The following is a 21,085-nucleotide window of genomic DNA, read 5'->3' on the forward strand; positions in this document are numbered from 1 at the left end:
TCAGGCGCTCTGCACGTCGTCGAACAGCAGGCTCGCCTGCTGGCGCTCGAGCGCGGCACCGACGAGGCCGCGGAACAGGGGGTGCGGGTCATTCGGGCGGCTGCGCAGCTCGGGGTGCGCCTGGGTGCCGATGTAGAACGGGTGCACGTCTCGGGGCAGTTCGACGAACTCGACCAGGTTGCGGTCGGGCGAGAGACCGGAGAACACGAGGCCGGCCTCGGCAATCTGCTCGCGGTAGCCGTTGTTCACCTCGTACCGGTGCCGGTGCCGCTCGGAGACGTCCGCCGCGCCGTAGAGCTCCTGCGCGAGCGAACCGTCGGCGAGCCGGGCCGGGTACAGGCCGAGCCGCATGGTGCCGCCGAGGTCGCCCCCGGCGATGATCTCGACCTGCTCCTCCATCGTGGCGATGACGGGGAACTGCGTGTCGGGGTCGAACTCGCTCGAGGACGCGCCGGGCAGGCCGACGACGTTGCGCGCGTACTCGATGACCATGCACTGCAGACCTAGGCACAGGCCGAGCGCGGGGATCCCGTTCTCGCGGGCGAAGCGCAGCGCGCCGAGCTTGCCCTCGATGCCGCGGACGCCGAAGCCGCCGGGCACGCAGATGCCGTCGAGACCCGCGAGGTGCTTCGCGGCGCCCTCAGGCGTGCGGCACTCGTCGGACGGGATCCACTCGATCTTCACCTTCGCGTCGTTTGCGAAGCCGCCGGCACGAAGCGCCTCGGTGACCGAAAGGTAGGCGTCGGGCAGGTCGATGTACTTGCCCACGAGGCCGATGGTGACCTCGTGCTTCGGCTCGTGCACGACCCGGAGCAGGTCGCTCCAGCCCGACCAGTCGACGTCGGCGGCCTTGTCGCCGAGGCCGAGCGCGTCGATCAGGTACGCGTCGAGGCCCTGCTCGTGCAGCATCGTCGGGATGTCGTAGATCGAGGGCACATCGACGGCGTTCACGACCGCCGCCTCGTCCACATCGCACATGAGGGCGATCTTGCGCTTGTTCGACTCCGTCACGGGCCGGTCGCTGCGGAGAACGAGCGCGTCGGGCTGGATGCCGATCGAGCGGAGCGCGGCGACCGAGTGCTGGGTCGGCTTCGTCTTCTGCTCGCCGGAGGCGCCCATGAACGGCACGAGCGAGACGTGCACGAAGAAGACGTTCTTCCGGCCGAGCTCGTGGCGGACCTGCCGCGCGGACTCGATGAACGGTTGCGACTCGATGTCGCCGACCGTGCCGCCGATCTCGGTGATGATCACGTCGGGCTTGGGCGTCTCGTGCGCCTGCAGACGCATCCGGCGCTTGATCTCGTCCGTGATGTGCGGGATGACCTGAACCGTGTCGCCCAGGTACTCGCCGCGGCGTTCCTTGGCGATGACGGTCGAGTAGATCTGGCCGGTGGTGACGTTGGCGGCCTGGGAGAGGTTGATGTCGAGGAAGCGCTCGTAGTGCCCGATGTCGAGGTCCGTCTCGGCGCCGTCGTCGGTGACGAAGACCTCGCCGTGCTGGAACGGGTTCATCGTCCCGGGGTCGACGTTCAGGTAGGGGTCGAGTTTCTGCATGACGACCCGGAGCCCCCGGGCGGTCAGCAGGTTGCCGAGGCTCGCGGCCGTGAGGCCCTTGCCCAACGAAGAAACGACACCACCGGTCACGAAGATGTGCTTGGTCGTGTCGTTCGGAAGATCTGCGCCGCGTTCATTCACCACGGGCTTATAGCCTAACCCACGATGCTGGGCTTCCGCCTCGAACTCGCCCATCTGCTCCCCATTCCGCCGGCCAGCCGGCGTTCACCGGCTTACGCGGCCCGCTCGGCCGCGATCTCCAGCAGCTCCCGCGCGTGCGCCAGACCGCTCTCGGAGTCGGCGAGGCCGGAGAGCAGTCGCGCCATCTCGGCCTCGCGTTCGGCGCCCTCCAGCTGTCGCACGCTCGACGCGGTCACCTGACCGTCGGTGCCCTTCACGACGCTCAGGTGGTTCGTGGCGAACGCCGCGACCTGCGCGAGATGGGTGACGACGATCACCTGCGAGCGTTCGGCCAATCGGGCGAGCCGACGCCCGATCTCGATGGCCGCGGCGCCGCCGACGCCCGCATCGACCTCGTCGAACACGAAGGTGGGCACGGGGTCGGTGCCGGCGATGACGACCTCGATCGCGAGCATCACCCGCGAGAGTTCGCCGCCCGAGGCACCGCGCGAGACGGAACGCGGCTCGGTGCCCGGATGCGGCCGCAGCAGGATGGAGACCTGATCGCGTCCATGGGCTGCCGGCTCCGCCGCGGGCTCGACCAGCACGGTGAGCTCCGCGTCGGGCATCGCGAGCGCCGCGAGTTCGGCCGTCACGGCTTCGGCGAGACGCGAAGCCGCCTCGGTGCGCAGTTCGGTGACCCGCGTCGCGAGCCGGTCGACTTCGCCCTCGAGCCGATCGACGGATGCCTCGAGCGCCTCGATGCGGTCGTCGTCGCCGTCGAGCTCGATGAGGCGGAGCCCTCCCTCGGCACGGAACGCGAGGACGTCGTCGAGCGTGGTGCCGTGGCGCCTGATGAGCCCGGCGAGGAGCGCCCGTCGCTCCTGCACGAGCTCGAGCTCGCGCGCGCCGTCGGCGTCGAGGCCTGTCAGGTAGCTCGACAGCTCGGCCGCGGCATCCGCCAGCAGGAAGCCGGCGTTTGCGAGGGCGTCGACGATCGGCGCGAGCGCGGGGTCGTGCGGGGCGACCCGCTCGACATGCCGGCGGGCGCTCTCCACGAGCGTGACGGCGTCGGGCGCATCGTCGACCGGGCTCTCGGCGGAGACGAGCTCGTGCGCCTGCGCGGCGGCGAGTCGGAGGTCTTCGAGGTTGGTCAGCCGGTCGGCCCGCTCCGCGAGCTCGACGTCTTCGCCGAGCTGCGGGTCGGCCGCCTCGACCTCGTCGAGCGCGGCACGGAGCTCGGCGGCCTCGCGGGCGCGTGCGTCGTGGTCGGCGCGCAATCGCTCGAGCTCTTCGGCGTCCGTCCGCCAGGATCGGAACGCCGCGCGGTACTCGGTGATGGCCTCCTGCAGGGCCGCTCCCGCGAAGCGGTCGAGCGCTTCACGCTGCGCGACCGCGGAGCGCAGGCGCTGCTGATCGGCCTGACCGTGGACCACCACGAGCTCGTCCCCGAGTTCGGAGAGAACGCCCACGGGGGCGCTCCGCCCGCCGACGACGGCCCGGCTGCGCCCCTCGGCCGAGACCGACCGGCCGAGCAGGAGTTCGCCGGCCTCGATCTCTCCCCCGGTTTCGGCCACCCGGGCACCGACCCGTTCGGCGGCCGGCGTGCCCTCGGGCACGAGCCATCGACCCTCGACCCAGGCCTGCTTGGCGCCGGACCGGACCGCGCCGGCGTCCGCCCGGGCGCCGAGCAGCAGGCCGAGCGCGGTGACGACCATGGTCTTGCCGGCGCCGGTCTCACCGGTCACGGCGGTGAACCCCGGACCGAGTGGAAGCGTCGCCTCCCCGATCACGCCGAGGTCGCGGATGCCGAGTTCCTCAATCATCGTTCGCCTCATCCCTGCCGACCGGGCCGCGCCACCCCGTGACCGGCAGGTCGAACTTGTTGACGAGCCGGTCGGTGAACGGCGCCTCGTGGATGCGCGCGAGTCGCACGGGGACGGGAGACTTGCGCACGATCACGCGCGCGCCGCTCGGGAGGTCGAACATCCGCCGCCCGTCGCACCAGAGGACGGCCGCCGCTTCGGTGCGGTGGAGCACCTCGACGGCGAGCGACGAGTCGGGACCGACCACGAGCGGGCGGGCGAAGAGCGCGTGCGCGCTCAGCGGCACGAGGAGCAGCGCCTCGAGGCTCGGCCATACCACTGGTCCGCCCGCGGAGAAGGAGTAGGCCGTCGAGCCCGTCGGCGTGGACATGACGACGCCGTCGCAGCCGAACGACGACAGCGGCCGGCGGTCGACCTCGATGACGACCTCGAGCATGCGCTCGCGCTCGGCCTTCTCGACGGTCGCCTCGTTCAGCGCCCAGCTCTCGTACACCACGTCGGCGCCCGACTTGACGCGCACCGAGAGCGTCATGCGCTCCTCGACCGTGTACTCGCGCGCGAGGGCCCTGGTGATGGTGTAGCCGAGGTCGTCGCGTTCGCTCTCGGCGAGGAACCCGACATGGCCGAGGTTCACGCCGAGCAGCGGCGCGGTGTACTCGCGCATGAGCTCGGCCGCCCGCAGAATGGTGCCGTCGCCGCCGAGCACGATCACGAGCTCGATGGTGGCCGGATCGATCGACTCGAATCGCTTCACCCGCCCGTTCAGCGAGGGCACGAACTCGTGCACGTCGTCCCAGTGCTCGGTCGCGATCACGGGCACTGCCCCGGCTTCGAGCAATTGGGCGCAGACCTCGCCGGTCGCCTCGAGCGCCGTGCGCCGACCGGTGTGGGCGACGACGAGGAAGTGCCGCGCTTCGGTCATCCGTGCCCGCCTCTCGTCAGTTGCTCGACTCGACCTGACCATTCTGACGGATTGCCGCCCGCGGAGGCGCTGAGGTGCACGAGGTACTCGTGATTGCCGTGTCCGCCGGCGATTGGGGAGGACAGCACGCCCGCCACCCCGAGACCGAGGTCGAAAGCCGCCCACAGCACGTCCATCACTGCGTCGTCGCGCAGCGCGGGGTCGCGCACGACGCCCTCGCGCACGCCGCTCCGGCCGACCTCGAACTGCGGCTTCACGAGCAGCACGAAGTCGGCGCCCTCGGCGGCTGTGGCGACGAGCGCCGGCAGCACCGTGGTCAGCGAGATGAACGACAGGTCGGCCGTCACGAGGCTCGGGCGCTCGTCCACGCCGGTCAGCCGGGCGAGCTCGCCCGCGTCCAAGTGGCGCACGTTGCATCCCTCGACGACGACGAGCCCCGGAGCGTCTCGCAGCGATGGCGCGAGCTGGTCGTGTCCGACGTCGACCGCGAGGACGGTCCGGGCGCCTCGCTCGAGCAGCACCTGACTGAACCCGCCCGTCGACGCGCCGGCGTCGAGTACCACACGATCGCGCGGATCCACCGCGAATCCATCGAGCGCAGCGAGCAGCTTGTGCGCGGCGCGGCTGACGTAGTGGTCGGCCTGGGCGACCACGATGACCGCGTCATCGGCCACGCGCTGCGACGCCTTCACCACGGGCTGGCCGTCGACGGTCACGGCTCCTGCCGCGATCAGCGCGGCGGCGTGCGTCCGCGACCGGGCGAGCCCGAGCTCCGCTACGGCCGCATCCAGGCGACGACCGCCCATCTCAGGCGTCGCCGCGCGACGGATCGGAGTGCTCGAGCTCCTCGCGCAGCCGTTCCGCCACGGCCTGATAGCGGGGTGCCCGCTCGGCGAGCGGCATCCGTTCGATCTCGGCCGCCTCGCGGGCGTCGTCCAGCGCAGCGTCCGCCGGGGCGCCCGCAGCGCCGTCCGTCTCGCCGATCGCCTCGGATGCCTCGTCCATGCGCTCCACGCTACCCGCTGCCGCCCACGCGGCGACCACGACCGTCCGCGCTCATCAGGAGTACAGGCGCTCGGGAACGCGGAGCGCGTGGATCGGATGCCCGGAGTCCCAGATCACCGCGCAGGCGGCACGGAGCAGGTCGAGCTCGTCGGCGCCGTCCGACACGACGACGACCGCGTCGCCGTCGAGCCGCACCTTGGCACGCCCGACGCGAACGGCGTCCCTCGAACGCTCGACCACCGGGTACGGATCGTGGAGGCCCCTGAGGTCGCCCAGGATGAAGTCGGGCCGTTCGGCGGCCTTCGCGGCGAGCAGCTGCTTCGCACGGTCGATGCCGGTGAGCACGACGGCGGACGCCATGCCGGCCCGGTTCGCGCCGAGGATGTCGGTGTCGAGCCGGTCGCCGACCACGAGCGGACGGTCGGCGGCGAACCGCCGACGGGCCTCGTCGAAGATCGGCGTCTCGGGCTTGCCGGCCACGACCGGGAACCGGCCGACCGCGGTGTGCACCGCGGAGACGAGCGTCCCGTTGCCCGGCGCGATTCCTCGGGCGACCGGGATCGTCCAGTCCATGTTCGTGGCGATCCACGGGATGCCGTGCTCGTCCGCGAATCCGCCGGCGTTCAACGCGAACGCGGCTTCGGCGAGCTGGGTCCACCCGACGTCGGGAGCGAAGCCCTGCACGACCGCGGCCGGCGCGTCGTCGGCGGACCGCGTCACCCGGTAGCCGCGGCGCTCGAGCTCGGTGACGATGCCCTCGCCGCCGACGACCAGCACGAGTGCCCCAGCGGGCACGCGCTCGGCGAGCAGGTGCATCGCGGCCTGCGGGGACGTCACGACGTCGTCGGCGACGACGTCGAGGCCGAGCTCGGCGAGGTGACGGGCGACGGATGCATCGCTCCGCGAGGCGTTGTTCGTGATGTACCCGACGGCCCGCTCGCGCTTGGCGAGGTTCAGACTCTCCACCGCGAACGGGATCGCGTCGGCGCCTCGATAGACGACGCCGTCCAGGTCCGCGAGGACCGCATCGACGCCGTCGAGCGGCGCCCGGGCGTCACTCCTCGGTCTGAACAGGCTCATCGCCGTCTTCGGTGGTCGTGATCGCGTCGGGGTCGGTCTCCGCGAGCAGCGCGGCGACTTCGGGTTCGATGGCATCGGCGGGGTCGCCCTCGTCGGCCACGTCTCCGGCGGCGGCCGCAGCGTCCTGGTCGGTCGGGTCGAGCGGCCCGGCGATCTCGTCGGCGTCGACGTCTGCCCCGGACAGATCCTCCTCGAGCTCGAACACCTCGAACACCTCGTCGTCCGACGGCCCGTTCAGCGCCTCATCGGCGCGCATGGCGCGGGCACGCCACTCGTCGGCTTCGGCGCCCCGTCCGAGCTCGGCGAGCACCTCGGCGTAAGCCGAGAAAAGTGCCGGGCTGTAGCTGAACGCGCGGTCCGGGTCGAGCTGCGGCACTTCGAGCTCCGCGAGCGCGAGGTCGGGCTGACCCAGGTCGAGCCGGGCGCCGGACATCGCGATCGCGAGCGCCGCCTGCACGGCTGCCGGGAGCGTGCTCCGGTCGACCGATCGGCCGAGTTCGAGCGCCCGGTCGGGACGCCCGACGCCGCGCTCGCTGTCGACCATGAGGGGCAGCTGATCGTTGCTGCCCGAGATGCGCCGGTACGTGCGCAGCTCGCGAAGCGCGAGAGCGAAGTCACCGGTCTCGTAGGCCGTGATCGCGAGCGTCTCGCGCACCACCGCGACACGGCCCGCACGCCGCGAGGCTGCGAGCGCGTGCCGGTGCGCGAGCTCAGGGTCCTCGTCCAGGTATCGGGATGCCGCGGCCAGGTGCCGCGCGACCCAGTCGGCGTTCTCCTTGCTCAGCGTCTTCAGCTCGGCTCGGGCGCCGCGGTCGAGGTCGCGCGGGGTGATCTCGTCGGGCACGAACGGGTCGTCGTGACGAGGGCGGTCCGTGCCTGCCACCGAGCCGACGTGCGTCCTCGGCGGTCGGGATGCCCCGGGACGGTCGCCCCGCCGGTCGTACGAGTCCCGCCGGGCGCCATCACGCCGCGCGTCGTCGCGCCGAGGGCCGCCGGTTCGAGCGCCGTCGCGCTTCTCCCACGGCTTGCCGCCCTCACGACGGGGCGCGCCGCCCTGGCCGGCGGGACGCGACGAGCGCTCCCCGCTCTGCCATGGGCGTTGGCCCTCACGACGCGGGCCATCACCACGGGGACCGCCATCGCGCTTCTCCCACGGCTTGCCGCCCTCACGACGGGGACCATCACCACGGGGACCGCCATCACGCTTCTCCCACGGCTTCGTACCATCACGACGCGGAGCGCCATCGCGCTTCTCCCACGGCTTCCCACCATCACGACGCGGAGCGCCGTCGCGCGAGGCTCGCTGATCGCGGTCGGATCGCGGGCGCGCTGCACCATCGCGGGCACCACGAGCAGGTCCAGATCCGCGTTGCCCGCCTGCTCCTCGTTGACGGTCGGTGCGCTTCGCGCGGTCCTCGTCGCTCGGGCCCTGGCTGGAGTCGGTCACGTGATCGTCCTGTCGATGATGGAGTCTGTCGACTCAACGGTACTGCGGGCTGTATCGGAGGAGCCCGTTAACGCGAAATGGCCACCCAGCGACGCTCCCAATTGAACGTCGTGGGTGGCCATTCCTGAATGGATGTCCGGCGGTGTCCTACTCTCCCACAGGGTCGCCCCTGCAGTACCATCGGCGCTGCGAGTCTTAGCTTCCGGGTTCGGAATGTGTCCGGGCGTTTCCCTCGCGCTATGGCCGCCGAAACTCTAGTACCAAGCACACCCCTGGGGGTGGTTGGTGGTCTCGGTGCCCCGACCCTGGTCACACGTGTGTGTGTGTGGGGTGGGGGTGTGTCTGTGTTGAGTTTGTTGGGTTCCGTCTGTTGGGAACCACAGAGTGGACGCGAGCAATCCGTAGGCCACCGCACACGGCCTTTGCTTGAATGAGTTCAAACTCGTGTGGGTGTAGTGATTGTCAAGTTATCGGCTTATTAGTACCGGTCAGCTGCACAAGTCTTTCGTCCTTGCTTCCACATCCGGCCTATCAACCCAGTCGTCTACTGGGAGCCTCTCCCCCGAAGGGATGGAAATCTCATCTCGAGGCCGGCTTCCCGCTTAGATGCTTTCAGCGGTTATCCATTCCGAACGTAGCTAACCAGCGGTGCTCCTGGCGGAACAACTGGCACACCAGAGGTTCGTCCAACCCGGTCCTCTCGTACTAGGGTCAGATCCTCTCAAATTTCCTACGCGCGCAGCGGATAGGGACCGAACTGTCTCACGACGTTCTAAACCCAGCTCGCGTACCGCTTTAATGGGCGAACAGCCCAACCCTTGGGACCTACTCCAGCCCCAGGATGCGACGAGCCGACATCGAGGTGCCAAACCATGCCGTCGATATGGACTCTTGGGCAAGATCAGCCTGTTATCCCCGAGGTACCTTTTATCCGTTGAGCGACAGCGCTTCCACAAGCCACTGCCGGATCACTAGTCCCGACTTTCGTCCCTGCTCGACCTGTCAGTCTCACAGTCAAGCTCCCTTGTGCACTTACACTCGCCACCTGATTGCCAACCAGGTTGAGGGAACCTTTGGGCGCCTCCGTTACTCTTTGGGAGGCAACCGCCCCAGTTAAACTACCCACCAGGCACTGTCCCTGAACCGGATCACGGTTCGAAGTTAGACATCCAGAGTGACCAGAGTGGTATTTCAACAACGACTCCACGAACACTAGCGTGCCCGCTTCAAAGTCTCCCACCTATCCTACACAAGCCACACCGAACACCAATACCAAGCTGTAGTAAAGGTCACGGGGTCTTTCCGTCCTGCTGCGCGTAACGAGCATCTTTACTCGTAATGCAATTTCGCCGAGTTCGCGGTTGAGACAGCTGGGAAGTCGTTACGCCATTCGTGCAGGTCGGAACTTACCCGACAAGGAATTTCGCTACCTTAGGATGGTTATAGTTACCACCGCCGTTTACTGGGGCTTAACTTCTCAGCTTCGCTCCGAAGAGCTAACCGTTCCGCTTAACCTTCCAGCACCGGGCAGGCGTCAGTCCGTATACATCGTCTTGCGACTTGGCACGGACCTGTGTTTTTAGTAAACAGTCGCTTCCCACTGGTCTCTGCGGCCATCCACGCTTCCCCCAGCAAGTGGGTTCACGCTTCAGGCCCCCTTCTCCCGAAGTTACGGGGGCATTTTGCCGAGTTCCTTAACCACGATTCTCTCGATCTCCTCGGTATTCTCTACCTGACCACCTGAGTCGGTTTGGGGTACGGGCGGCTAGAACCTCGCGTCGATGCTTTTCTCGGCAGCATAGGATCACCCACTTTTCATCCGCATCGCGTCTCAGCCTGTGTGAGCGACGGATTTGCCTATCGCTCGGCCTACACGCTTGCCCCGGGTCAACCATCGCCCGGGCTGGGCTACCTTCCTGCGTCACACCTGTTAATACGCTCACTCCACCAGATGGGGTCGCATGCCGCCCCGCGCATCACCCCGAAGGGATCCGCGCGGCTTGGGATGCTTAGCACTCCTGATTTCATGTGGGCGGTTCTTCGCCGGTACGGGAATATCAACCCGTTGTCCATCGACTACGCCTGTCGGCCTCGCCTTAGGTCCCGACTTACCCAGGGCAGATTAGCTTGACCCTGGAACCCTTGGTCTTCCGGAGGACGGGTTTCTCACCCGTCTTTCGCTACTCATGCCTGCATTCTCACTCGTGTGCCGTCCACGGCTGGATCACTCCGCCGCTTCACCCAGCACACGACGCTCTCCTACCCATCCACACGACTGGACCACGAAGGCCTATCGATTTGTGCGAATGCCACGACTTCGGTGGCGTGCTTGAGCCCCGTTACATTGTCGGCGCGGAATCACTTGACCAGTGAGCTATTACGCACTCTTTCAAGGGTGGCTGCTTCTAAGCCAACCTCCTGGTTGTCTGTGCAACTCCACATCCTTTCCCACTTAGCACGCGCTTAGGGACCTTAGTCGGTGGTCTGGGTTGTTTCCCTCTCGACGATGAAGCTTATCCCCCACCGTCTCACTGCTGCGCTCTCACTTACCGGCATTCGGAGTTTGGCTGACGTCAGTAACCTGTTGGGGCCCATCGGCCATCCAGTAGCTCTACCTCCGGCAAGAAACACGCAACGCTGCACCTAAATGCATTTCGGAGAGAACCAGCTATCACGAAGTTTGATTGGCCTTTCACCCCTATCCACAGCTCATCCCCTCCATTTTCAACTGAAGTGGGTTCGGTCCTCCACGACGTCTTACCGTCGCTTCAACCTGGCCATGGATAGATCACTTCGCTTCGGGTCTAGGACCTGCGACTGAATCGCCCTATTCAGACTCGCTTTCGCTACGGCTACCCCACACGGGTTAACCTCGCCACAGATCGCTAACTCGCAGGCTCATTCTTCAAAAGGCACGCTGTCACCCCTACAAGGAGGCTCCAACGGTTTGTAAGCAAACGGTTTCAGGTACTATTTCACTCCCCTCCCGGGGTACTTTTCACCTTTCCCTCACGGTACTTGTCCGCTATCGGTCATCTGGGAGTATTTAGGCTTACCAGGTGGTCCTGGCAGATTCACACGGGATTTCTCGGGCCCCGTGCTACTTGGGATACCTCTCCGGGCTGCACAGCATTTCGGCTACGGGACTCACACCCACTCCGGTCCGGCTTTCAATCCGGTTCGCCTATACCATGCACGTCACCGTGGTCGACCGGCAGATCGACCCGAAAGGTCCCACAACCCCGACCATGCAACCCCTGCCGGGTATCACACATGACCGGTTTGGCCTGTTCCGCGTTCGCTCGCCACTACTTACGGAATCACGGTTGTTTTCTCTTCCTGTGGGTACTGAGATGTTTCACTTCCCCACGTTCCCTCTACCCGCCCTATATATTCAGGCGGGAGTCACCAGGTCACCCAAAGGGCCTGGCGGGGTTTCCCCATTCGGAAATCCTCGGATCACAGCTCGTTTATCAACTCCCCGAGGCTTATCGCAGATTACGACGTCCTTCTTCGGCTCCAGATGCCAAGGCATCCACCGTTTGCTCTTAGAAACTTGAAATCACATGAGTTCGATCGAATCGGACACACCCCGAAGGATGCGTTCGAAATTGACCAGTGAATACGCCAAACATCAAGCACCCGAAGGCACCCGATCCTGGCGACTCACCTATGTGACCAACCCCCGAAAGGGTTGATCTAAGATGCTCGCGTCCACTATGTAGTTCTCAACAGACGGCCAGAACCCCCACCACCACCAGCACCCGCCGGCATGAATGAAGGCCTGAAGAGTCCAAACCAGCCCCCGCCCGAAAAGCGAGGACCGCGCCCGGTCCCTCAGGACCCAACAGCGTGCACGCACCCAACCCGCCGGACCCGATCGTTCCAACCATCCGAAAACGGCGTACTGAACCAGAACCCTTGAACTGGATGCCTATGTCAATGTTCCACCCATGAGCAGCCGGCTGAGACGTTCGCTCAGAACCGGCATGCCTGGAAGACCCGAAGATCTCCAGATGCTCCTTAGAAAGGAGGTGATCCAGCCGCACCTTCCGGTACGGCTACCTTGTTACGACTTAGTCCTAATCACCGATCCCACCTTCGACGGCTCCCTCCACAAGGGTTAGGCCACCGGCTTCGGGTGTTACCGACTTTCATGACTTGACGGGCGGTGTGTACAAGGCCCGGGAACGTATTCACCGCAGCGTTGCTGATCTGCGATTACTAGCGACTCCGACTTCATGAGGTCGAGTTGCAGACCTCAATCCGAACTGAGACCGGCTTTTTGGGATTCGCTCCGCCTTACGACATCGCAGCCCTTTGTACCGGCCATTGTAGCATGCGTGAAGCCCAAGACATAAGGGGCATGATGATTTGACGTCATCCCCACCTTCCTCCGAGTTGACCCCGGCAGTCTCACATGAGTCCCCACCATTACGTGCTGGCAACATGCGACGAGGGTTGCGCTCGTTGCGGGACTTAACCCAACATCTCACGACACGAGCTGACGACAACCATGCACCACCTGTAACCGAGTGTCCAAAGAGTTCCCTATTTCTAGGGCGTTCTCGGTTATGTCAAGCCTTGGTAAGGTTCTTCGCGTTGCATCGAATTAATCCGCATGCTCCGCCGCTTGTGCGGGCCCCCGTCAATTCCTTTGAGTTTTAGCCTTGCGGCCGTACTCCCCAGGCGGGGCGCTTAATGCGTTAGCTACGACACGGAAACCGTGGAAAGGTCCCCACATCTAGCGCCCAACGTTTACGGCGTGGACTACCAGGGTATCTAATCCTGTTCGCTCCCCACGCTTTCGCTCCTCAGCGTCAGTTACGGCCCAGAGACCTGCCTTCGCCATCGGTGTTCCTCCTGATATCTGCGCATTCCACCGCTACACCAGGAATTCCAGTCTCCCCTACCGCACTCAAGTCTGCCCGTACCCACTGCAGGCTAGAGGTTGAGCCTCTAGTTTTCACAGCAGACGCGACAAACCGCCTACGAGCTCTTTACGCCCAATAATTCCGGACAACGCTCGGACCCTACGTATTACCGCGGCTGCTGGCACGTAGTTAGCCGGTCCTTTTTCTGCAAGTACCGTCACCTTGCGGCTTCTTCCTTACTAAAAGCGGTTTACAACCCGAAGGCCGTCATCCCGCACGCGGCGTTGCTGCATCAGGCTTGCGCCCATTGTGCAATATTCCCCACTGCTGCCTCCCGTAGGAGTCTGGGCCGTGTCTCAGTCCCAGTGTGGCCGGTCACCCTCTCAGGCCGGCTACCCGTCGACGCCTTGGTGAGCCATTACCTCACCAACAAGCTGATAGGCCGCGAGTCCATCCCAGACCGAAAAACTTTCCACCCCACACCATGCGGTACAGGGTCCTATCCGGTATTAGCTCCGATTTCTCGGGGTTATCCCAGAGTCCAGGGCAGGTTACTCACGTGTTACTCACCCGTTCGCCACTAATCCCCCCCAGCAAGCTGGAAGTTCATCGTTCGACTTGCATGTGTTAAGCACGCCGCCAGCGTTCGTCCTGAGCCAGGATCAAACTCTCCAAAAAAAAATGGTTCCCAACCAACCCGAAGGCGGCCAGGGAGTTCAAATCACTGACAGAGAAACAACTGACTCAAAAAATCAAATTGTCCATCAATCAAAGGAATCCCACCCACCCCGAAGAGCAGGACAGGGTTCAAAAAATTGGCATTGAACATAGTGCACGCTGTTGAGTTCTCAAGAAACGGACGCTCTCGCTTCGATACCGTTGGCATCTCACTCGAGGCTGACGTTTCCATCCCGGGCATCCCATGAGGGACGGTTCCGGATGCTTCGAACACCGGAAGAGAATCTCTTCCTTGGTTCGGGATCGTTTCCACTTGAGGGCGGTGAGCGGAGCCTGTCCGGCTCTCTCGCTCCCCCGCTCCTTTGGGGCAACGAATGAATACTTTACGTATCCGGGGGCTACCCCGCAACTCGGGCCTGCATCCCGGGCGTGTCGCGCGTCATTCCGCCCAACTGGGCGCATCCGAGCCCCACTCGTGCGGGGCCTCCGGCCAGGCTGCCGGCACGCCTGGGACGGCTGGCGCCGGTGCGGTCAGCCGGACCGAGGCGGCACCGACGGCGAGGTCCACCAGATGAGGGTCGGCTCGCGGCTGATCGATGCCCTCGCGAGGTGCCGGCTCGGAGGTGCGGGGCATCCCGAGCAGTTCGGCGGCCGTCCGTCTGAGCGAGAGTCGCGTGATCCGTCGGCCGGAGGCGTGGCCGTCGAGCATGGAGATCACGGCCGTCGCGAGCAGGTACCCCGTCGCGTGATCGAGCGCCTGCGCCGGCAGGGCGCCGGGGGCATCCGGACCGCCCTCGATCGAGGCGATGCCGCTCGCGGCCTGCACCAGGCTGTCGAATCCGCGCCGCTCCCCCTCCGGTCCGGTCTCGCCCCAGGCCGACAGCGACCCCACGACGAGGCGCCGATGGCGCTCCACGAGGCCGTCGGGGTCGAGGCCCCGCGAGCGCAGTCCCGTCGGCCGGTATCCGAGCACGAGGACGTCGGCGGCCGGCGAGCAGCTCGTCGAAACGGGCGCGGTCGCGCGGGGAGTCCAGGTCCAGGAGCGCGGTGCGTTTGCCCGCGCCCGTGTCGAGGTGCTGCCACCCGATCTCGGGCCGTCGCAGCGGGTCGATCCGAAGGACGTCCGCGCCAAGGTACGCGAGCGTCCGCGTCGCGATCGGCCCGGCGATCACGCGGGTGAGATCGAGCACTCGGATGCCCGCGAGCGGACGCGCCGGGTCCCGCGCATCGAGCCGCGGTCCTCCGCCCGCTCCGTCGAGCCCGATGAGCGCATCATCGCGGAGCGCGGCATCCGCAGCGGGATCCTCCAGGGCGACGGCCACGCAGAGCCCGCCGGCAGCGACGATGGATGCCTCGAGCTCGGCCGCGGTCCTCGTGGCGATCGCCCGCTCGACGGCCTCGATCGGCGCATCGGCGCCCACGCCCAGGCCGCGCCGGAGGGCTCGCTCGTGATGCGGGTAGTTCGCGTGCGTCCGCACCCAGCCGTCCGCCGCCCGACGGAATCCGGAGAGCGGCGCCCAGGCGTCGGGTTTCACCCCGCCGATGCGGAACCACCGTTCACTGGTGAACGCGGTGGCGATACGATCGGCGTCGAGGCGCACGGGCCCCGGCACGCCGGACGCGACCGCCGCCGCGACCGACACCGCGGCCACGGATCCGGCGGCGAGCCCCGACACGTCGAGCCGGGCCGGCAGCGGCACCGCGGGCAGACCGTCCGCGAGCCGCTCGAGCTCGACGTCGTCGCGTCCGAGGTCGCGCCAGACGCGCCGGAGCAGCCGCATCGCCGACTGCCCTGGCATGCGATCGGCCCGAGCTACTCGACGAAGACGCCCGCGAGCGTCTTCTTCCCGCGCCGGAGCACCGCGAGGGCTCCGGGTTCGACGAGCCCGGCGAGCGTCTGCGATTCGTCGTCGATGCGACGGTTGTCGAGCGACACCCCGCCCTGCTGGATCGCCCGGCGACCCTCGCTCTGGCTCTTCACCAGACCCGTGTCGACGAGCAACTGCACGATCGGCGCGTCGACCGAGGCCCGCGTGTTCGGCAGCTCCTCGAGCGCCGACGCGAGCGTCGCGCGATCGAGCCCCTCGAGATCGCCCTGTCCGAACAGCGCCTGGGAGGCCGCGATCACCGCGGCCGTCGCCTCGGCGCCGTGGACGAGCGTGGTCACCTGCTCGGCGAGCTCTCGCTGCGCCGCACGGCGGAACGGCTCGCGCTCGACCGACTCGGCGAGCTCGTCGATCCGCTCGCGACTGAGGAACGTGAACACCTTCAACCGCTGCACGACGTCGGCGTCATCGGTGTTGAGCCAGAACTGGTAGAAGCGGTACGGGCTGCACATCGAGGCATCCAGCCAGATCGCGTTGCCCTCGCTCTTGCCGAACTTCGTGCCGTCGCTGTTGGTGATCAGCGGTGTGCCGATGGCGTGCACCGAGGCTCCCTCGACGCGGTGGATGAGATCGGTGCCGCTCGTGAGGTTGCCCCACTGGTCGCTGCCGCCGGTCTGCAGCACGCAGCCGTACTGCCGGTAGAGCTCGAGGTAGTCGAAGCCCTGCAGGATCTGGTAGCTGAACTCGGTGTAGCTGATGCCCGCGTCCGAGTTCAGTCGCGACGCGACCGCGTCCTTCTTCAGCATCGTGCCGACGCGGTAGTGCTTGCCCACGTCGCGCAGGAAGTCGATCGCCGACAGCCCCGCGGTCCAGTCGAGGTTGTTCACGAGACGCACGGCGTTCTCGCCCTCGCCCGAGAGGAACCGGGACACCTGGCCCTGGAGCCGTCCGACCCACTCGGCCACCGTCTCCTTCGTGTTGAGGGTGCGCTCGGCCGTGGGCCGAGGGTCGCCGATGAGCCCCGTCGATCCGCCGACGAGGCCGAGCGGCCGGTGCCCGGCGAGCTGGAGCCGGCGCATGGTCAGCAGCTGCACGAGATTGCCGAGGTGCAGGCTCGGCGCGGTCGGGTCGAACCCGCAGTAATACGTGATCGGCTCGCCCGCGAGGAGCTCTTTCAGCGCGGCCCGGTCGGTCGACACGTGCACGAGGCCGCGCCAGTTGAGCTCCTCCCAGACGTCCTCGAAGGAGGCGTCGTTCTGCTGGGTTGCGAGGATCTCGGGGTCTGACACGCCAGCAAGCGTAACAGCGGCGGCGGCGGTGAAGGCCGCAGACTGGACGCCGCGTGATGAAGGTTTTACACTTAATTCATCGGGTTCAAGCTTCGAGCCTGAAAGGGGACGTGATGTACGTGGTGACCGCCGACCAGGTCGGCAGCAGGGTGGACATCGACCGATCGGCCGCGATGCAGGCCGAGCTCCAGGGGGCGTTCGGCGACCGGCTGCTCCTGCCCGTCGACCAGACGGCCGGCGACGAGGTGCAGGCGCTCACCGAGGACCCGGACACCGCGCTCTCCCTCGTGCTGCACCTCGCGCGCGACGGTCACTGGAGCATCGGCCTCGGGGTCGGAGGCATCCGCACCCCGCTGCCCGATGCGGTCCGCAAGGCCGCCGGCCCGGCCTTCATCGCGGCTCGCGAGGCCGTCGACACCGCCAAACGCTCCGACGGCCGGTTCGCTCTGCGAGCGGCCGAGCCGCCGGCGGGCACGCGCCCGCCCGCCGACGTGGAGGCGCTCATCCGGCTGCTGCTCGTGCTGCGCGCGCGCCGGTCCGACCCCGGCTGGGAGGTCGCCGACCTCGTCGCGAACGGGCGGACCCAGAAGCAGGCGGCCGCCACCCTCGGCATCTCCGACGCCGCCGTCAGCCAGCGGCTGAAGACCGCCATGTGGAGCATCGACGAGTCGGCACGCCCGGCCCTCGTGCGGCTGCTCGCCGAGCTCGACCCCGACCGCCGCTGATCCGTGGCGTCGTCTCCGCACGTCGGCCGCGCTCGCTAGGCTCGTCACAGCCCGGCGACCGCCGGCGAAGGGAGCATCGTGGACCTCATCGCGTCGGCCTTCACCTGGAGCGTGTTCGGCCTGGCCCTCGTCGCCGCCACCCTGCTGTCGGTGCTCGCCGCCGTGGCGCCTCGGCCGCTCCTCTTCTGGTTCGCGACCGCCGCGCTGGCGCTCGCGGTCGCGGCCGCCGCCGGTCCGGCCGAGGCGGCACCGGCCTCCACCTCCGCCGTCATCGCGATCCTCGGCCTCACCACCGCCGTGTTCGGCGGCGGACCTGCGGCCACGACCGCACTGCGACTCGCCATGGGCGGCAGCGCCGTCCCCGGGCTGCACGGCGGCATCCTCGTGCCCGACCCGGCCGCGCAGTCGCAGCCGGGCCTCGCCCCCGCGAAGCGGGAAGTCCTCCGCGGCGGTCTCACGATCGGCGTGCTCGAGCGCCTCGCCGCCGCCGGCACCATCATCGCCGGGTTCCCCGAGGGACTCGCCATCGTCGTCGCTGTGAAGGGCGTCGGCCGGTTCACCGAGCTCGAGGCACCCGAAGCCCGCGAACGGTTCATCATCGGCTCTCTCGCGAGCCTCATCTGGGCCTGCGCCGCGGGCCTCGCCGTTCAGCTCGCCGTGCACTGACCCGGGTGCCGCCGCGAAGCGGGCCGGCGCTCACTCCGTCGCGCGCGCATGCCGTCGATACGGCGACACGCCGGGATCGCCGGGGATCCAGAACCGCCACGGGAAGGCCGCTCCCCCGCCCGCGCCGCTCACCCCGGTCCGCGGGCCCGACGCCGACTTCGGCGGGTCGGTCGAAAGCAGCAGTTCGTACGGCGGTGCCAGCAGATCGTCACCCGTCGCCGACAGCGGGACGCCGAGGGCGAGGCTGAGCCGGGCCGGACCCCGCGCGAGATCGCGATCGGCCGCGCCCGGCCGCCGAGCACGCGCGAGCTCGATGCCCTCGACGACGGTGGCGCCGCGGAGGAGGACCGCTGAGGACGTGCCGGGATGCCCCGACACGATGTTCAGGCACACGTGCATGCCGTAGCTGAAGTACGCGTAGAGGTGGCCCGCTTCGCCGAACATCACCGCGTTGCGCGGCGTCATGCCCCGGAACGCGTGCGACCCGGGATCCTCCCCGACGCCGAGATAGGCCTCGACCTCGCTCAGCCGGACGGCGACCCGACCGTCGTCGGTGTCGTGCGCGAGGACGGCGCCGAGCAGCCGGGGCGCGAGCTCGACCGCGTCGAGCGCGAGGGCCGCGCGTGTGGCGGGCACGAGCGCGGGTCGCGCGTCGGGGACGGCGTCGGCGGGAGGCATCCGGTCGATCAGCGGGCCTCCGGGAGCCCGGCGACCAGGTGCCGCACGCGGTCGGCGAGGCGGGAGAACTGTTCGTCCACCCGCTCGGGTGCGGTGCCGCCGTGCCCGGTGCGGCTCGCGATCGATCCCTCCACCGAGAGCACCGCTCGGACGTCGGGCGTGAGCAGCGGGGAGATCTCCGCGAGCGCCGCGTCGTCGACCTCGTGCAGGTCGAGGCCGCGCGTCTCGGCGTAGCGGACGAGCGAGCCGGTGATCTCGTGCGCGTCGCGGAAGGGCACGTGGCGCTTCACGAGCCAATCGGCGACGTCGGTCGCGAGCGAGTACCCGGCGGGCGCGAGCTCCGCCATCCGGTCGGTGTGGAAGGTCAGCGTGGCGATCATGCCGGTGAACGCCGGCAGCAGGACCTCGAGCGTCTCGACCGAGTCGAACACCGGCTCCTTGTCCTCCTGCAGGTCGCGGTTGTAGGCGAGCGGCAGAGCCTTCAGCGTCGCGAGGAGGCCGGTGAGGTTGCCGATGAGCCGGCCCGATTTGCCGCGAGCGAGCTCGGCGATGTCGGGGTTCTTCTTCTGCGGCATGATCGAGGACCCCGTGGAGTAGCCGTCGTCGAGCGTGACGAAGCCGAACTCGCGGGTGTTCCAGAGGATGACGTCCTCGGCGAGCCGCGACACGTCGATGCCGATCATGGACGCCACGAACGCGAACTCCGCGACGACGTCGCGACTGGCGGTGCCGTCGAGGGAGTTCTCGGCGGGTGCCGCGAGCCCGAGATCGGCCGCCACGGCCGCGACATCGAGCCCGAGCGTCGATCCCGCGAGCGCGCCGCCGCCGTACGGCGAGGCATCCGCCCGCTTCAGCCAGTCGACGAGGCGCTCGAGGTCGCGCGACAGGGCCCACCCGTACGCGAGCAGGTGGTGTGCGAGCAGCACGGGCTGGGCGTGCTGCAGGTGTGTGCGGCCCGGCATGACGGCGGCGCGGTGGGCGTCGGCCTGCGCCGCGAGCGCGTCGATGAGGTGGACCAGGTCGCGACCGATGACGGCCGCGTGGTCCTTCAGGTAGAGGCGGACGAGCGTGGCGATCTGGTCGTTCCGGCTGCGGCCCGCGCGGAGCTTGCCGCCGAGCTCTGCGCCGACCTCGGCGATGAGGGCCGACTCGAGGGCGCCGTGGACGTCCTCGTCGGTGTCGGCGGCCACGAGCTCGCCCGCCACGAACTGCGCCTGCAGTGCGTCGAGTCCGGCGATCATGCGGTCGAGCTCGTCCGTGGTGAGGTACCCGGCCGTCGCGAGCGCCCGGGCGTGCGCCCGCGAACCCGCGAGGTCGTACGGGGCGAGCTGCCAGTCGAAATGCGTCGACTTCGACAGCCGCGCGAGCTCGGGCGACGGACCGCTCGCGAAGCGGGCGCCCCAGAGCGCGCCCTCGTTGGTGCCGTGTTCGTCGGCCATCAGCCGTCCTTCCTCGTGAGCAGCCAGGCGAGCAGCGCCTTCTGCGCGTGCAGCCGGTTCTCCGCCTCGTCCCACACCACCGAGGCCGGGCCGTCGATGACGGACGCCTCCACCTCGTACCCACGGTAGGCGGGCAGGCAGTGCAGGAAGATCGCGTCGTGGGATGCCTCGGCCATGAGCGCGTCGTCGACGCGGTAGTCGCCGAAGACGGCGACGCGCTCGGCCTTCTCGTCCTCCTGGCCCATCGAGACCCACGTGTCGGTGGCGACGACGTCGGCGCCGCGTGCGGCCTCGCGCGGGTCCGTCGTGACGAGCACCGAGCCGCCGGTCGCCGCGGCGATGCGCCGCGCGTCCTCGACGATGTCGGCGCGGGGGGCGTAGCCCGCGGGCGCGCCGATGCGGACATGCATGCCGGCCGTCGCGCCGGCGAGGAGGTACGAGTGCGCCATGTTGTTCGCGCCGTCGCCGACGTAGGCGAGGGCGCGGCCGGCGAGGCTGCCGAACCGCTCACGGACGGTGAGGAGATCGGCGAGCAGCTGGCACGGGTGGAAATCGTCGGACAGGGCGTTCACCACAGGGACCGTGGTGTCGGCCGCCATCTCCTCGAGCCCGGACTGCGCGAACGTCCGCCACACGATGGCCGCGACCATGCGCTCGAGCACGCGCGCGGTGTCGGCGACCGACTCCTTGCCGCCGAGCTGGCTGTCGCCGCTCGCGACCACGAGCGGCACTCCCCCGAGGTCGGCGATGCCGACCGAGAAGGACACGCGCGTGCGCGTGGAGGTCTTGTCGAAGAACACGGCGACGGTCTGCGGACCCTCGAGCGGGCGCTCGGCATACGGGTCGGCCTTCAGGCGCAGAGCGAGATCGAGGACCTCGGCCTGCTCGGCCGGGGAGAGGTCGTCGTCGCGGAGGAAGTGACGGGTCATGGGGTCATCCGTTCGAAGCGGTCGTCG

General features: G+C 68.0%; 13 protein-coding genes, 3 rRNA genes and 2 pseudogenes. 2 read left to right on the top strand and 16 right to left on the bottom strand.

Annotation, left to right across the window (positions count from 1 at the left end):
* From ABIQ69_RS09835 to tyrS, 13 genes and pseudogenes are all read right to left on the bottom strand, one after another.
* On the bottom strand, positions 1-1,698 hold the full coding sequence (locus tag ABIQ69_RS09835) for a CTP synthase (protein WP_350346945.1): 1,698 nt from the start codon (positions 1,696-1,698) through the stop codon (positions 1-3).
* An 89-nt stretch (positions 1,699-1,787) separates the two neighbouring features.
* On the bottom strand, positions 1,788-3,500 hold the full coding sequence (gene recN / locus ABIQ69_RS09840) for a DNA repair protein RecN (protein ID WP_350346946.1): 1,713 nt from the start codon (positions 3,498-3,500) through the stop codon (positions 1,788-1,790).
* The gene (locus tag ABIQ69_RS09845; RefSeq protein ID WP_350346947.1) at positions 3,493-4,422 is read right to left on the bottom strand and encodes an NAD kinase; all 930 of its coding nucleotides are present in this window, start codon (positions 4,420-4,422) and stop codon (positions 3,493-3,495) included. The genes recN and ABIQ69_RS09845 overlap by 8 nt, the downstream gene beginning before the upstream one ends.
* Positions 4,419-5,228 (bottom strand): TlyA family RNA methyltransferase, encoded by an 810-nt coding sequence (locus ABIQ69_RS09850; protein ID WP_350346948.1) that lies wholly within the window; start codon positions 5,226-5,228, stop codon positions 4,419-4,421. The genes ABIQ69_RS09845 and ABIQ69_RS09850 overlap by 4 nt, the downstream gene beginning before the upstream one ends.
* 1 nt (position 5,229) lies before the next feature.
* The gene (locus tag ABIQ69_RS09855) at positions 5,230-5,427 is read right to left on the bottom strand and encodes a hypothetical protein (RefSeq protein WP_350346949.1); all 198 of its coding nucleotides are present in this window, start codon (positions 5,425-5,427) and stop codon (positions 5,230-5,232) included.
* Between the two features lie 54 nt (positions 5,428-5,481).
* Positions 5,482-6,507, bottom strand: coding sequence for an HAD-IIA family hydrolase (locus ABIQ69_RS09860; protein WP_350346950.1), 1,026 nt, complete (start codon positions 6,505-6,507; stop codon positions 5,482-5,484).
* Positions 6,482-7,351, bottom strand: coding sequence for a hypothetical protein (locus tag ABIQ69_RS09865; RefSeq protein ID WP_350346951.1), 870 nt, complete (start codon positions 7,349-7,351; stop codon positions 6,482-6,484). Before ABIQ69_RS09865 ends, ABIQ69_RS09860 begins: the two co-directional genes overlap by 26 nt.
* 737 nt (positions 7,352-8,088) lie before the next feature.
* Positions 8,089-8,205 (bottom strand): 5S ribosomal RNA (gene rrf, locus ABIQ69_RS09870).
* A gap of 207 nt (positions 8,206-8,412) precedes the next feature.
* Positions 8,413-11,516: ribosomal RNA gene (locus ABIQ69_RS09875) — 23S ribosomal RNA — on the bottom strand.
* Positions 11,517-11,981: 465 nt separating this feature from the next.
* A 16S ribosomal RNA gene (locus tag ABIQ69_RS09880) occupies positions 11,982-13,506 on the bottom strand.
* Together the 16S, 23S and 5S rRNA genes form the textbook arrangement of a ribosomal RNA operon.
* A 439-nt stretch (positions 13,507-13,945) precedes the next feature.
* Positions 13,946-14,482 (bottom strand): annotated as a pseudogene (locus ABIQ69_RS09885) (CoA transferase); the annotation flags it as partial.
* Between the two features lie 25 nt (positions 14,483-14,507).
* Positions 14,508-15,305 (bottom strand): annotated as a pseudogene (locus ABIQ69_RS09890) (CoA transferase); the annotation flags it as partial.
* Between the two features lie 14 nt (positions 15,306-15,319).
* Positions 15,320-16,621, bottom strand: coding sequence for a tyrosine--tRNA ligase (gene tyrS / locus ABIQ69_RS09895; protein WP_350346952.1), 1,302 nt, complete (start codon positions 16,619-16,621; stop codon positions 15,320-15,322).
* Positions 16,622-16,734: 113 nt separating this feature from the next.
* Between tyrS and ABIQ69_RS09900 the strand changes: the two genes are divergently transcribed.
* Both ABIQ69_RS09900 and ABIQ69_RS09905 read left to right on the top strand, forming a co-directional pair.
* The gene (locus ABIQ69_RS09900; protein ID WP_350346953.1) at positions 16,735-17,346 is read left to right on the top strand and encodes a DNA-binding protein; all 612 of its coding nucleotides are present in this window, start codon (positions 16,735-16,737) and stop codon (positions 17,344-17,346) included.
* 78 nt (positions 17,347-17,424) lie between these two features.
* A complete protein-coding gene (locus tag ABIQ69_RS09905) occupies positions 17,425-18,012 on the top strand; it encodes a hypothetical protein (RefSeq protein ID WP_350346954.1) in 588 nt (195 codons plus the stop codon).
* Positions 18,013-18,042: 30 nt separating this feature from the next.
* Here ABIQ69_RS09905 and ABIQ69_RS09910 read toward each other — a convergent pair whose 3' ends face one another.
* The 3 genes from ABIQ69_RS09910 to argF are packed head-to-tail and all read right to left on the bottom strand — an operon-like array spanning position 18,043 to position 21,058.
* On the bottom strand, positions 18,043-18,690 hold the full coding sequence (locus tag ABIQ69_RS09910; RefSeq protein WP_350346955.1) for a DNA-3-methyladenine glycosylase: 648 nt from the start codon (positions 18,688-18,690) through the stop codon (positions 18,043-18,045).
* Between the two features lie 8 nt (positions 18,691-18,698).
* Positions 18,699-20,129 carry an argininosuccinate lyase gene (gene argH, locus ABIQ69_RS09915; RefSeq protein ID WP_350346956.1) on the bottom strand — a complete coding sequence of 477 codons (1,431 nt, stop codon included), beginning with the start codon at positions 20,127-20,129 and terminating at the stop codon, positions 18,699-18,701.
* A complete protein-coding gene (gene argF / locus ABIQ69_RS09920; RefSeq protein WP_350346957.1) occupies positions 20,129-21,058 on the bottom strand; it encodes an ornithine carbamoyltransferase in 930 nt (309 codons plus the stop codon). Before argF ends, argH begins: the two co-directional genes overlap by 1 nt.
* Between the last annotated feature and the right edge of the window lie 27 nt (positions 21,059-21,085).

Source organism: Agromyces sp. G08B096 (assembly GCF_040267705.1).
Taxonomy (GTDB): Bacteria; Actinomycetota; Actinomycetes; order Actinomycetales; family Microbacteriaceae; genus Agromyces.